Source organism: Methylovorus sp. SPW-M1, from assembly GCF_053848825.1.
On sequence record NZ_CM132626.1, the window covers coordinates 1,459,032 to 1,472,654 of the forward strand.

General features: G+C 52.6%; 15 protein-coding genes. 10 read left to right on the forward strand and 5 right to left on the reverse strand.

From position 1 onward, the window contains the following. The first annotated feature begins 19 nt into the window (after positions 1-19). From ACWWD9_RS06855 to rnhB, 6 genes are read left to right on the forward strand one after another with little or no spacing between them, the layout of a single operon-like run. On the forward strand, positions 20-523 hold the full coding sequence (locus ACWWD9_RS06855; RefSeq protein ID WP_015830106.1) for an OmpH family outer membrane protein: 504 nt from the start codon (positions 20-22) through the stop codon (positions 521-523). Between the two features lie 29 nt (positions 524-552). After that, positions 553-1,608, forward strand: a complete 1,056-nt coding sequence (gene lpxD / locus ACWWD9_RS06860; protein WP_455868105.1) for a UDP-3-O-(3-hydroxymyristoyl)glucosamine N-acyltransferase — start codon at positions 553-555, stop codon at positions 1,606-1,608. A 9-nt stretch (positions 1,609-1,617) separates the two neighbouring features. Then, positions 1,618-2,079, forward strand: coding sequence for a 3-hydroxyacyl-ACP dehydratase FabZ (fabZ, locus tag ACWWD9_RS06865; protein ID WP_013442255.1), 462 nt, complete (start codon positions 1,618-1,620; stop codon positions 2,077-2,079). A gap of 5 nt (positions 2,080-2,084) precedes the next feature. Then, a complete protein-coding gene (lpxA, locus tag ACWWD9_RS06870; protein WP_455868106.1) occupies positions 2,085-2,870 on the forward strand; it encodes an acyl-ACP--UDP-N-acetylglucosamine O-acyltransferase in 786 nt (261 codons plus the stop codon). Between the two features lie 14 nt (positions 2,871-2,884). Continuing rightward, positions 2,885-4,021 (forward strand): lipid-A-disaccharide synthase, encoded by a 1,137-nt coding sequence (gene lpxB, locus ACWWD9_RS06875; protein ID WP_015830103.1) that lies wholly within the window; start codon positions 2,885-2,887, stop codon positions 4,019-4,021. Continuing rightward, on the forward strand, positions 4,018-4,584 hold the full coding sequence (rnhB, locus tag ACWWD9_RS06880) for a ribonuclease HII (protein ID WP_159355605.1): 567 nt from the start codon (positions 4,018-4,020) through the stop codon (positions 4,582-4,584). Before lpxB ends, rnhB begins: the two co-directional genes overlap by 4 nt. Here the strand turns inward: rnhB and ACWWD9_RS06885 are convergent. The 5 genes from ACWWD9_RS06885 to ACWWD9_RS06905 all read right to left on the reverse strand — a co-directional run bounded on the left by ACWWD9_RS06885 (position 4,581) and on the right by ACWWD9_RS06905 (position 10,762). Continuing rightward, positions 4,581-5,336, reverse strand: coding sequence for an SAM-dependent methyltransferase (locus tag ACWWD9_RS06885; RefSeq protein ID WP_455868107.1), 756 nt, complete (start codon positions 5,334-5,336; stop codon positions 4,581-4,583). The two genes, rnhB and ACWWD9_RS06885, sit on opposite strands and share 4 nt — an antisense overlap. Positions 5,337-5,340: 4 nt before the next feature. Continuing rightward, positions 5,341-6,777: a DUF4139 domain-containing protein gene (locus tag ACWWD9_RS06890; RefSeq protein WP_455868108.1), complete on the reverse strand. Its 1,437-nt coding sequence runs from the start codon at positions 6,775-6,777 to the stop codon at positions 5,341-5,343. Positions 6,778-6,803: 26 nt separating this feature from the next. Continuing rightward, positions 6,804-7,385 carry a Maf family nucleotide pyrophosphatase gene (locus tag ACWWD9_RS06895; RefSeq protein WP_455868109.1) on the reverse strand — a complete coding sequence of 194 codons (582 nt, stop codon included), beginning with the start codon at positions 7,383-7,385 and terminating at the stop codon, positions 6,804-6,806. 68 nt (positions 7,386-7,453) lie between these two features. After that, the gene (oadA, locus tag ACWWD9_RS06900) at positions 7,454-9,304 is read right to left on the reverse strand and encodes a sodium-extruding oxaloacetate decarboxylase subunit alpha (protein ID WP_455868110.1); all 1,851 of its coding nucleotides are present in this window, start codon (positions 9,302-9,304) and stop codon (positions 7,454-7,456) included. A 39-nt stretch (positions 9,305-9,343) separates the two neighbouring features. After that, the gene (locus ACWWD9_RS06905; RefSeq protein ID WP_015830097.1) at positions 9,344-10,762 is read right to left on the reverse strand and encodes an acetyl-CoA carboxylase biotin carboxylase subunit; all 1,419 of its coding nucleotides are present in this window, start codon (positions 10,760-10,762) and stop codon (positions 9,344-9,346) included. A gap of 54 nt (positions 10,763-10,816) precedes the next feature. Here ACWWD9_RS06905 and ACWWD9_RS06910 point away from each other — a divergent pair, with 54 nt between their 5' ends. The 4 genes from ACWWD9_RS06910 (at position 10,817) to ACWWD9_RS06925 (ending at position 13,602) form a co-directional block, all read left to right on the forward strand. Next, on the forward strand, positions 10,817-11,320 hold the full coding sequence (locus ACWWD9_RS06910) for a YceD family protein (RefSeq protein ID WP_013442246.1): 504 nt from the start codon (positions 10,817-10,819) through the stop codon (positions 11,318-11,320). 20 nt (positions 11,321-11,340) lie between these two features. Next, positions 11,341-11,520, forward strand: coding sequence for a 50S ribosomal protein L32 (rpmF, locus tag ACWWD9_RS06915; protein WP_015830096.1), 180 nt, complete (start codon positions 11,341-11,343; stop codon positions 11,518-11,520). Between the two features lie 73 nt (positions 11,521-11,593). Continuing rightward, positions 11,594-12,652 (forward strand): phosphate acyltransferase PlsX, encoded by a 1,059-nt coding sequence (plsX, locus tag ACWWD9_RS06920; RefSeq protein ID WP_013442245.1) that lies wholly within the window; start codon positions 11,594-11,596, stop codon positions 12,650-12,652. After that, positions 12,649-13,602 (forward strand): beta-ketoacyl-ACP synthase III, encoded by a 954-nt coding sequence (locus ACWWD9_RS06925; RefSeq protein WP_455868111.1) that lies wholly within the window; start codon positions 12,649-12,651, stop codon positions 13,600-13,602. Before plsX ends, ACWWD9_RS06925 begins: the two co-directional genes overlap by 4 nt. Positions 13,603-13,623: the final 21 nt, after the last annotated feature.

Consider the following 13,623-nt stretch of genomic DNA (forward strand, 5'->3'; position numbering starts at 1 on the left):
TTAAATATTGGAGAATGAATTGAGTAAATTATTGAAAAGCCTGGTCTTGACAGCATTTGCTGCTTTTACACTGAACGTGTCTGCAGCAGAGCTCAAGGTGGGTTACGTACAAGTGGACAAGATTCTGCAAGAGGCGCCACAAACGGCGGAGAGCGGTAAAAAGCTCGAGAAGGAATTCAGCCCTCGTACCCAAGAGTTGGACCGTCTTCAAAAGCAGATCAAAGATATCGAAACCTCGCTGGACAAAGACAGCCTCACCTTGTCAGAAACTGACCGTCGCAATAAAGAGCGTGATGCATCCAACCTGAAGATCGAGTTTCAGCGTAAACAGCGCGAATTGCGTGAAGATGTGAACATGCGCAAAAACGAAGAGCTGGGTGCTTTGCAAGACCGCATCAACAAAGCCGTTACTTCGGTATCCGAAGCTGAAGGTTATGATCTGGTTGTTTACGGTGGCGTAGCGTACGCAAGCAAGAAAATTGATATTACCGACAAGGTACTGAAGGCTCTGGGCAAGAAGTAATTCTGGTATTAGAAAGCGATCCTGGCCTGATGAAAGCGCAATACTCCTTAACGGAGATCGTATCCAGGCTGGGAGGCGAGCTGGTCGGTGATGGTGATATTGTCATTAGCCGTGTCGCCTCACTGGCCAATGCCCAAGCTGGGCATATCAGCTTCATAACTGATTCCAAGTATCGTACTCAGCTTGCCGATACGGCAGCGAGTGCGATTATCATCAGTGAACAGCATCGTGCATTGACGACGCTGCCGCGCATCGTGACCGATAATCCTTATGCCTATTTCGCACGTGTTTCAGATCTGCTGAATCCGCGTGTCGAGTATGTGCCAGGCATTAGCCCGAATGCCAGTGTGGCTCCGGATGCTGTCGTACCTGCCTCATCTACTGTCATGGATTATGCTGTGATAGCGCCTGGGGTGAAGTTGGGTGAAGGCGTGGTGATTGGCCCAGGCTGTGTGGTTGGGCGCAATGTGCATATCGGCAGCCAGACGATGCTGCAGTCTCATGTCACGATCTATGCAGATTGCCAGATCGGTGAGCGTTGTGTCATGGCGGCAGGCGTGGTGATAGGCGCGGATGGTTTTGGATACGCCAATGATCAGGGGCGCTGGGTTAAAATCCCTCAGGTTGGCAGAGTCATTATCGAAGATGACGTGGAAATTGGCGTCAATACCTCGGTAGATAGAGGCGCCCTGGACGATACGATTATTGAGCAGGGTGTGAAGCTTGATAACCTGATTCAGATCGGGCACAACTGCCGGATAGGTGCCCATACCGTGATTGCGGGATGCGTTGGCATTGCCGGTAGCGCAATCGTTGGCAAGCATTGCCGGATAGGGGGTGCTGCCATGATACTGGGGCATCTGGAGATTGCAGATGGAGTGACGATTTCGCCGGGCAGCATGATTACGCGATCATTGCTGAAAACGGATACTTACACAGCGCTGATGCCGTTCCAGACACATGGCGATTGGCTCAAGACGGCGGCAAATATACGTCGTCTGGGCGATATGTCCGAGCGGGTAAAGCAGTTGGAAAATGAGTTGGCGCAGATCAGGGCGCAGCTGGACATAACAAATAGAAATTGAGGAAATGCCATGAATGATCAGGCTGTTACCAGCATGGATATCCATGAAATATTAGAGCACCTGCCGCACCGTTACCCTTTCTTGCTGGTCGACAAGGTCTTATCCCTGGAACTTGGCAAGGAAATCGTGGCTGTCAAAAACGTCAGCATGAACGAGCCTTTTTTCCCTGGCCATTTTCCTTATCATCCTGTCATGCCTGGCGTTCTGATTGTGGAAGCCATGGCCCAGGCGGCTGCCATTTTGTCGTTCAAGACGATGGACACCAAGCCCAATGATGAGTCGGTGTATTACTTTGCCGGCATTGATAGCGCGCGGTTCAAAAAGCCGGTATCGCCAGGTGACCAGCTTATTCTCAAGGTCAGCATAGATCGTATCCTTCGTGGTATCTGGAAATACAAAGGTCAGGCCTTGGTTGATGATGTGGTCGTGGCAGAAGCCGAAATGATGTGCATATTGAAGGCAATTGAGTAGCCATTATGACGTCCCAGGTTAAAATCCACCCGACAGCGATCATTGATCCGCGAGCGGAGCTTGATAGCACTGTTGAAGTTGGCGCTTATACCAGCATAGGTCCGGATGTGCAGATCGGGCCAGGAACGCGCGTAGGCAATAATGTGGTGATTGCAGGCCCTACGACCATAGGCAAGAACAATCACCTGTTTCATTTTTCCTCGCTAGGAGAGGCGCCACAGGATAAAAAATACCGTGACGAACCTACACGGCTCGAAATCGGCGATAACAACACCATTCGCGAGTTCTGCACCCTGAACCGCGGTACGGTTCAGGATAAGGGCGTGACCCGTATCGGAAACGATAACTGGATCATGGCGTATGTCCATATTGCCCATGATTGCCAGGTAGGCAATCACACGATTCTGGCAAACAACTCCTCGCTGGCCGGACATGTCGATATGTACGACCATGCCATTCTGGGGGGCTTTACCCTGGTGCATCAGTTCTGCAAAATCGGCTCGCATGTCATGACCGCCGTTGGCACCGTTGTTTTCAAGGATATTCCTCCTTATGTAACGGCCGCGGGATACGACGCCAAGCCACATGGCATTAATGCTGAAGGGCTCAAGCGACGTGGTTTTAGCGCGGATAGCATCACCCGTATCAAGCGCGCATACAAGACGCTTTATCGTCAGGGCTTGACCCTGGAAGAAGCCAAAGAGCAGCTGGCCTTGCAACTCGTGGAGTGCCAGGAGCTGGATATCTTGTTAGACTTTTTGAATATTTCCACCCGCGGCATTGTCCGTTAAGAAAGACCTGTAGCATGCCCATTATCGGCATTGTGGCCGGAGAGTCGTCCGGTGATCTTCTTGGCAGTCATTTGATCCGAGCCTTGAAAAAGCATAGGCCGGATCTGCAGTTTGTCGGCATTGCAGGCCCTAAGATGCAGGCCGAAGGGGCACGCACACTTTTCCCCATGGAGCGCTTGTCCATTCGCGGTTATCTGGAGGTCTTGCGTCATCTGCCTGGTTTGTTAAGGTTGCGCCGCCAGCTTGCCCGTGATCTTATCGAGGCTCGCCCCGAGCTTTTCATCGGGATTGATGCGCCTGACTTTAACTTTGGCCTGGAACGCAAACTCAAGCGCCGCGGCATTCCCACTGTTCATTACGTGAGCCCCTCCATCTGGGCCTGGCGCCGTGGCAAGATGTCAAAGATCAAGCGTGCGGTTTCCCATATGCTTGCGCTATTCCCCTTTGAGCCCGACTTATACAAAGAGGCCGGGGTGCCGGTCAGTTATGTGGGGCACCCATTGGCAGATATCCTGCCTATTGAGCCTGATCAGGTGCAGGCACGTCAGAATCTCAAGCTCAAGGCAGGGCAGGTCGTCATTGCCATGTTGCCGGGTAGCCGCCAGAGTGAAGTGCGCCAATTGGCGGCGCTCTATGTGCAAACCGCCCGAAAAATGTTGGAGCATCAGCCCGGTATCCAGTTTGTTGTTCCGCTGATTACGCGTGAAACCCGCAGGATTTTTGAGCAGGCCATTTACGATGAAAAAGCGGAAGAACTGCCGATCAATATTTTATTTGGGCATGCCCATATGGCGATGGAAGCTGCGGATGCCGTCATTGTGGCATCGGGCACTGCCACACTGGAGGCAGCCTTGCTGAAGCGCCCCATGGTGATCACCTATCGTATGCCTTGGCTGAGCTGGCAAATATTGAAACGCATGCTTTATCTCCCTTATGTGGGACTGCCCAATGTCTTGGCCGGGCGCTTTGTGGTTCCAGAGTTGCTGCAGCACAATGCGACACCAGAAAAGTTGTCTGAAGCCACGCTTAAGATGGTGAACGACAAAACCCAGATGGAAGAAATCAAAGCTGAATTCACGCGCATTCATCATCTTCTGCGGCAAAATACTGAGGAAAAAGCTGCAAGTGCCATTCTGGCTTGCTTGCCATGAGTGAACTCATCATTTGCGGGGTGGATGAAGCCGGGCGGGGGCCTTTGGCTGGGGCCGTTTACGCAGCTGCCGTGATTCTGAATCCTGCCAGGCCTATTCCAGGGTTGGCTGACTCCAAAAAACTGTCCGAAAAAAAACGGGATGCGCTGACGCTGGAAATCAAGCAGCATGCGCTTGCCTGGGCCATTGCCCACAGCACGGTGGAAGAAATCGATAGCATCAATATCCTGCAAGCCAGTCTGCTGGCAATGCGCAGGGCGGTCGAACAACTCGGCATTCAGCCTCACAAACTACTGGTGGATGGCTTGCACTGCCCACAGGTTTCCATGGTGGCAGAAGCGATTGTTGATGGCGACAGCAAGGTCGAGGCGATTTCTGCGGCCTCTATTCTGGCGAAAACTGCACGCGACAAAGAGCTGTACGCGCTTGACCAGCAATATCCTCATTATGGATTTGCCAAACACAAAGGCTATCCCACCGCATTCCACATGGCCATGCTGATTGAGCATGGCGTCTCGCCTGTGCACCGGCGCAGTTATGCGCCTGTCAAAAAACTGCTCTAGCGCCCGCCAGCTGCCAATAACAGAAATACGGTGGGTTGACGGTGGATATCCGGCAACTCGTGCCGCTTCCATTCGGAGATTGTTTTAGTCGCGATGCGCTCTGTGCTCAGGCTGATATTGGTGGCTACACAAAGCCTCGTCGTCCCCTGGCACTGGGCCAGAATATCCTCCAGCATATGCTGGTTACGGTATGGCGTTTCGATGAATAGCTGAGTCTGTTGCCACTTTTGCGATTCCCGCTCCAATTCTTTCAAGCGTTGAATTCGCGCAGCCTTGTCGCTGGGCAGATACCCATGAAAGCTGAATCGCTGCCCATCAAGCCCTGAGGCCATCAGGCTCAATAATATGGACGAAGGACCGACCAAGGGCACCACCTTGATGCCTTTGCGGTGCGCGAGTTCCACCAGTCTGGCGCCCGGGTCTGCAATGCCCGGGCAACCTGCTTCCGACATAATCCCTACGTTACGACCTTGCAGCAGAGGCTTGAGCAGCTCAGGCAAGGCTTTTTCTTCGGTATGCTCATTGAGCGGCAACAGGGTCAGTTCACGTACCGGCTTATCAGTTTTGATCAGGGATAAAAAGCGCCGCGCCGTTTTTTCGTTCTCCACCACAAAGGTGTCCAGCGTTCTGGCAAGTTTCAATACCTCAGCGGGCAGCGCATGATCCAGTCGGTCATCCCCCAGGGTGACAGGCAGCAGATAAAGCGTGCCCAAGGGCGATGATGTGACTGTGGAGGAGGAGGTCGTGCTCATGAGATCAATATTTAACCTGCGTGCGATAAGTGAGTACGGCTTGGCCTTCGGCTGGGATCTGGACTTTCCAGGCGTACAGATGGCTGTTCAGCTTGTTACCTGGCTGACTTTCCATCAGGATTTTCCAATCGCCGGGTATTGGTTCTTGCACAATGACCGTGACAGTTTCTTTTTTCGCATTGCGCAGCACAATCTCGTAAGCGCTTTCTGTGGCTCTGCTACCTTTGGCTGGATTGGGTAATTGCTTGAAGTCGGTTTGCTTCTTGTCGGCATTGATGTCGAAGGCATCACCCAGCTTCAGCCTGATTGTTTCATTGCGTGCGGTATGGTCAATATTGTCCTCACCTACAAACTGAGCATTGCCCTGGCGATCTTTTTTGTACACGCGCAGGGTGCCTTTAGGCAAAGGCATGCCAAGGCGGTCTGCTTCCTTGTTATCAAACTCGATAAAGACCCCGACTTTGAGTTTCTGGCCGATTTCATCCACGCTGGAACCATAGTAATAATCCGCGCCTTTCAGCAATAGCTCTTTGCGAACAGGCACTTGGCTTGCACTGAGCAGGGCAACTTGTTTGGATTGGTTTTCAGCCAGGGTAGTGGGGCGATCCAGGCTGTAGAGGTGATACTCCAGCAGGGATTCTTCACTGACCGGGGCGGCGGCATCCATCGCCATTTCCGATCGTGCCATCTTCATTAGCATGGGCCTGGCTTGTGGTGCGCGATGCACATCGCCGGCTACCAGTTGCAATTTGGCATTACGATACGTTGCGCCGCTGGTATTGTTGAGCGTGATCCAGGCTGACAAGTCCAGCTTGTCTTCAGCCGCATTCAGTTCGGCAACATAGTCAGCTTTCCAGGATAGGCCGCCGGTCAGGTAGCTGAGCTCCACGGTTTGGTCGCCGGCCTGCTTGTTGCTGAGATGGGTAAGCAGGGTGGGACGGTCGCGCAGATTGGCAGGGACATCCGGGTAGACAATGCGGCCTGCAATGCCGGTTTCAATGCGGTTGCCAATTTTGAGCACGGCACCATTATTCGCCGACAGCACCTGCGCTTGCTCGCTGGTCTCAACGCCCGTGGCAGGGTTGGTCCGAACGAGCTGGACTGTCTTGCCTACATATTTTTCCAGCAGCTTTTCCGGCGTCAGCAAATCAAAGTCGAAATTCTGCTCAACGACGTTCAGCGTACTGGGTGTGCTCAGGCTGCGTAACAGTGCAGTCTCGGGGCGCAATTGGGCGCTGACATCGCGCAGGGTCAATACACTGTTACCCGCAGGCAGTCTGGTTTTTCGCTGGTCTTTGATGAGGGCAAGGTCCTCGTTGTAAATGGTGACGGCTACCTGGGTTTGATCCTGCAATGTACTCAGTATTTCTTCTGTATCAGCGGCCAGTACTTGGCTGGCAAACAGACTGCTCAGACATAGAGCGAGAACACGGTTTTGCATGAAAATCTCCTTGGGGCGTTGCCCGCTTAGATAATGGTTAAGCCTTCGTTTTGCAGCATAGTGATGAGGCGGATCAATGGTAACCCGATCAGGGCGTTCGGGTCTGTGCCCTCCATGCGTGCAATGAGCGCAATTCCAAGCCCTTCCGATTTTGCGCTGCCTGCACAGTTGTATGGCTGCTCTTTATGCAGATAGGTTTCAATCTGGGCATCACTCAGCATTCTGAATTCGACCACGTAAGGCACAACATCCGCCTGCATGGTGCCAGTGGCGGCATTGTATAGACATAGCGCGCTATGGAAGGTGACCTCGCGTCCCCGCATGCTTTGCAATTGCTTTACAGCGTTTGCGTGCGTACCCGGTTTGCCAATTTGCTGCCCATCCAGCGTCGCCACTTGGTCGCAGCCAATGATCAGGGCTTGTGGGTATTGCGCGGCGACTTTGCGCGCTTTTTCCTGGCTGAGCCGCAAGGCGGTGTCTTCGGGCTTTTCATTGGCTAAAGGTGATTCATCAATATCAGGTGCGCAGCAGATAAACGGGATATCCAGCCTGGTCAGCAAGTCGCGGCGGAATGGGGAGGAGGAGGCAAGAATCAGTTCGACAGACATAAGTTCTTTTACCAATAAAAAAGCCGACAGATATGAAAACTGCCGGCTTGTTATGGATGATGCTGCGGTTAAGCGGGCTGGATTTCCAGCAAAGACTCGTCAGGAGTCACGCTGTCACCCTTGACGACATGCACGGCAACGACGATGCCGGATTTAGGCGCCTGGATTTCATTTTCCATTTTCATCGCTTCAATCACCAGCACTGCATCCCCGGCATTCACCTGGTCACCAGCCTTGACCTTCACTTCCACAATGGTCCCGGGCATGGCCGTAGTCACACACCCAACATGCGATGGGCGAGGGCGCCCAGTGCTATTGCTGGCGCTACTGGACGCTTTTTTACGGCCGTTGCCATTGGTATTGCCATCGCTGACTTCAATTTCGCTCAGTGTTTCGACTACAACTTCTTCAGCTACACCATCTACAGAGACATAGAATGGGCGCTGATCTTCTCCAGCATGACCGCTACCTGTCAGCTTGATGTGGAAGGTTTCACCGTGCAGGGTCACGTTGAACTCATGAGGCGCGTAGCGAGCGGCCGAAGTTGAGGCAGCTTCTTTGGTCAGTAGCGCTTCTGGTTTCAGTGTGCCTGCATTACGCTCCTGCAGGAAGGTTTTTGCCAGATCAGGGAACATGGCATAAGTCAGCACATCTTCCTCTGTCTTTGCCAATCCTTCAGATTCTGCGCGCAGTTTATCCATTTCGGCATCCAGCAGATCCGCTGGGCGGCAGGTAACGACCACGGCATCACCCACAGCAAGGTGTTTCACATCGGTATTGACGGTGCTTGGTGCCTTGCCATACTGCCCCAGCAGGTAGTTTTTCACCTCGTTGGTGATGGATTTGTAACGGGCGCCGGTCATCACATTCAGTACGGCCTGGGTTCCCACGATTTGCGAGGTAGGCGTGACCAACGGAGGGAAGCCCAAATCCTCACGCACACGTGGAATTTCTGCCAATACTTCATCCATGCGGTCCAGAGCGCCTTGCTCCTTAAGCTGGTTGGACAAATTCGAAATCATGCCGCCTGGCACCTGATTCACCAGTACGCGTGTATCAACGCCAGTGAAGGCGCTTTCAAATTGCCAGTACTTTTTGCGAACCTCACGGAAGTAGGCGGCAATTTCTTGCAGCTTGCCCAGATCAAGGCCGGTGTCGTACTCGGTACCTTGCAATGCCGCCACAATGCTTTCAGTGGTCGGCAGGCTTGCGCCTTCCGCAAAGGAGGAAATGGCACCGTCCACAATCGCGACGCCGTTATCCACCGCACGCAGGATGGACATGCTGGCCAAACCCGAAGTGGCGTGGGCATGCAGGTGTATAGGCAAATTGGTGGCAGCACGCAGTTCCTTGACCAGCTCGCCGGTGATTTCAGGCGTCAGCAGACTGGCCATGTCCTTGATGGCGATGGTGTCACAGCCGAAGGAGGCCAACTCTTTGGCCAACTCGACAAAATAAGGAATGCCATGCACGGGACTGGTGGTGTAGCTGATAGTACCTTCGGCGTGCTTGCCGACTTTTTTCACGGCTTCGATAGAGGTGCGCAGATTGCGCAGATCATTCATCGCATCAAATATGCGGAAAACATCCACGCCATTATCGGCGGACTTTTGCACGAATGCGCGTACCACATCGTCGGAATAATGACGGTATCCAAGCAGATTCTGGCCGCGCAGCAGCATTTGGATGGGCGTCGATGGCAAGGCCTTGCGCAAACTCTTCAGACGCTCCCAAGGGTCTTCCTTCAGATAACGTACGCACGCATCAAATGTCGCGCCACCCCAGGCCTCCAATGACCAGTAACCAATGGCATCAAGCTGTGGGCAGATGGGCAGCATGTCTTCAGTGCGCATGCGCGTTGCGATCAATGACTGGTGGCCATCGCGTAAAACTACATCAGTAACATATACTTTTGCCATATTCTTAACTTATCGCTTCACTATTAATACGGGTTCTATTTAGATGCCTTCGTGCGCTGCTATGGCGGCTGAGATGGCGGCGGCGATCAATTCGCGCGGTAGTTTGGTTTCATAATTGATCAGCTCCGGATGGGATTCAACAAAGCTGGTATCAAACTTGCCACTGCGAAAATCAGGATGATTAAGAATTTCCTGATAGTAAGGAATCGTGGTCTTCACGCCGTAAACCACCATGTCGTTCAGCGACCGGCGACCACGCTCGATCACACTTTCCCAGTTGAGTGCCCACACCGTTAACTTGGCGCACATGGAGTCATAATAAGGCGGAATGACGTAACCACTGTACATTGCCGCATCCATACGGACACCTGGGCCGCCCGGGGCATAGTAACGCGTGATTTTGCCAAAGCTTGGCAAAAAGTCCTTCTTCGGATCTTCAGCATTGATGCGAAACTCCATGGCAAACCCGCGGTAGTGCACATCTTCTTGCTTGTATTGAAGTTTAAGACCATCGGCAATGCGAATCTGTTCCTGCACGATATCAATACCGGTGATGGTTTCGGTAACCGTGTGCTCTACCTGCAGGCGGGTATTCATTTCCATGAAATAAAAGCTGTTATCCGAGTCCAGCAAAAACTCCACGGTGCCAGCATTCTTGTAGCCTACGGCCTTTGCAGCCTTGACTGCCAATTTGCCAATGTATTCGCGTTGCGCATTGCTTAATTGCGGCGAGGGGGCAATTTCAATCAGTTTCTGGTTGCGGCGCTGAATGGAACAGTCGCGTTCAAACAGATGAATCACGTTGCCATGGCTATCAGCCATGATCTGTACTTCAATATGTTTGGGATTAACCACGCACTTTTCGAGAAATACTTCGGGTTTGCCAAACGCTTTGCTGGCTTCCGAGATCACGCGGTCGTAGTTGCTGAGCAATTCTTTTTCATCATTACACCGGCGAATGCCACGTCCGCCGCCACCGTTAGTGGCTTTCAGCATGACGGGGTAGCCGATTTTGCGGGCAAGGGTGCGGGCTTCCTCGAGATCGGCCAGGTTGCCGTTACTGCCAGGCACACAGGGAATGCCCGCCTTGATCATGGCATTACGTGCCTGAATCTTGTCACCCATCTGGCGAATGACCTTTGCATCCGGACCAATGAATTTGATGCCGCGGCGGGCACATATTTCGGCTAATTCGGGATTTTCGGACAAAAAGCCGTAGCCGGGATGCAGGGCGTCGCAACCTGAAGCCACGGCCAGGTTGACGATATTATGTGCATTCAAATAACCCACCACAGGGTCTGAGCCAATGTTATAGGCTTCGTCGGCTTTCTTTACATGTAATGCGTGGCGGTCGGCATCAGAGTAGATGGCGACTGACTTGATTCCCATTTCTGAACATGCGCGAACGATGCGGACTGCAATTTCACCGCGATTAGCTATAAGTATTTTTTTGATCACGCTTGAGACCTGATTTTTTGACACAGAAACATGCAAATTATATCATGCGCCCCTATGGCTGCACAGAACATCATCAATAGCATTGAGTTTGCGCGAAAAGCGCTTGAAATTCATGGTACAATTCCGGTTTCGCAATTTCCGCGCCTTCAGGATGCCTATGCATCAGCCGATGGCGCGCTGAATTGGCGCTTGCTGGGGAATGTTAACGACGGCAAACCAACACTGCAATTAAAGGTGTCCGGGGATCTGGGTTTAACATGTCAGCGTTGTCTGGAAGCCATGTCATACAACATCGACATTTCGACATTGTATTACCTGGTGCCCGATGAGGATGCTATTCCGTCAGAAGAAGAGGATCTCGATGACAGGGATTACCTGGTTGCTGAAACGCATATGCAAGTGTCGGAATTGATAGAGGATGAGGTGTTGCTGGCGATGCCGCTGGCACCCAAGCACGAACAAGAGGATTGTGCCGTAAAGGGTGATCGTCTTGAGCTGGGAAAACCTAATCCATTTGCGGTGTTGCAGGGTTTGAAGTCCGGAAAGCACCGGGATTAATTAGTTAACAGGAGTAGATCATGGCAGTTCAACAAAACAAGAAGTCCCCATCGAAGCGCGGCATGCACCGTTCGCACGATTTTCTGACTAACCCACCATTGGCTGTTGAGCCAACCACAGGTGAAACTCACCTGCGTCACCACGTAAGCCCTAGCGGTTACTACCGTGGTCGTAAGGTTCTGCCTGCCAAGGGCGAGTAAGTTAGTATCAAACAGATGCGCCGGTTCTGATAAAGAATCGGCGCTTTGTTTTTATATAAAAGCCAATTAGTACATGGATATCACAGTTGCTGTGGATGCCATGGGCGGCGACCACGGCCCTCATGTCACCGTTCCTGCTGCGCTGCAAGCGTTAAAGCAGGATGCTGAAATCAATATCGTTCTGGTTGGATTAGCCGAGGTTATCGAGGCTGAGCTGGCTGCGCATCATGCAAAGGTCGGCCCCCGCTTGCGCATTCATCATGCAAGCGAGGTCGTCACCATGGACGAATCCCCGCAAAGCGCGCTGAAGAATAAAAAAGATTCTTCAATGCGTGTTGCCATCAATCTGGTCAAGAGTGGAGAAGCCCACGCCTGCGTTAGCGCTGGAAATACGGGAGCGCTCATGGCGACCGCCCGTTTTGTGCTGAAAACCTTGCCGGGTATCGATCGACCAGCTATTGCCGCCACCTTGCCGAGTCGCAAGGGCCTTACCTATATGCTGGATCTTGGCGCCAACGCTGACTGCACGCCAGAGCATCTGCTGCAGTTTGCCATTATGGGTGCCATGCTGGTGTCCTGTGTTGAGCACAAGGAAAGACCCACGGTGGGCCTGCTTAATATCGGCTCCGAGGATATCAAGGGCAATGAAGTGGTCAAACAGGCTGGAGAGTTGCTGCGGGCGAGTCATTTGAATTTTTACGGCAATATTGAAGGCAATGACATCTACAAAGGCACGACAGATCTGGTGGTGTGTGATGGTTTTGTCGGCAACGTTGCCTTGAAAACCTCCGAAGGCCTGGCTCAGATGATGGGTAGTTTTCTTGGGCAGGAATTCAAGCGCAACTGGCTGACCAAGATCATGGCCCTGGCTGCCATGCCGGTTCTGAAGGCATTCCGCAAGCGGCTGGATCATCGTCGCTATAATGGCGCCAGTTTCCTGGGCCTGCGCGGCATTGTGGTGAAGAGCCACGGTGGTGCGGACACGTTTGCCTTTCTGCACGCCATCAATGTGGCAAGTGAAGAATCCCGTAGTGGCGTATTGAAGCGCATTACAGAACAGCTGGAAATAGAACATATCAAGCCAGCACCAGCGTCGCAGCTACCCGCTGAGACTACGAAAGAATTAGCATGACATATTCCCGTATCGCCGGAACGGGCAGTTATCTGCCCGAGCGCATACTGACCAATGCAGAACTTGAACGCATGGTCGACACCAGTGATGAGTGGATCGTGACTCGCACTGGCATCCGCGAGCGCCACATTGCTGCTGAAGGCCAGTTTACCAGTGACCTGGCTTACGAAGCCGCATTGCGTGCCATCGAAGCTGCCGGTATTACCCATGAAGAAATCGATCTGGTGATCGTGGCAACCACCACACCGGATCGTGTGTTCCCGAGCACCGCCTGTCTGGTACAGGCTCGCCTTGGGCTCGGTCCTTGTCCGGCATTTGATATTCAAGCCGTTTGTAGCGGGTTTGTGTATGCCTTGGCGACTGCAGATAACTTCATCAAGTCCGGTGCCGCAAAAACCGCATTGGTGATTGGTGCAGAAACAATGTCGCGTATTACCGACTGGACTGATCGCAGCAACTGCATTTTGTGGGGTGATGGCGCGGGTGCCGTTATTCTGAGTGCTTCTGAAGAGATGGGTATTTTGTCCACGCATTTGCATGCGGATGGCCAATATGCTCGATTGCTCAATGTGCCGACCGGTGTTTCCCAAAAAGAAGGCAGCAAGACTATCCATATGGAAGGCAACGCTGTTTTCAAGGTGGCGGTCAATACGCTCGACGCTATCGTGGATGAAACATTGGAAGCCAATGGCCTGCAAAAGTCCGATGTGGATTGGCTGGTGCCTCATCAAGCAAATATCCGTATTCTCCAGTCCACCGCCAAGAAACTTGGCATGGGCATGGAAAAAGTCGTTGTTACCGTGGATCGCCATGGCAATACATCGGCGGCTTCTATTCCGCTGGCGCTGGATGTTGCTGTGCGCGATGGCCGTATCAAGCGTGGCGAAACCCTCCTGATGGAAGCCTTTGGTGGTGGATTCACCTGGGGCTCGGTACTAGTTAAGTTCTAAAAGACAACTCATAGAGATTGA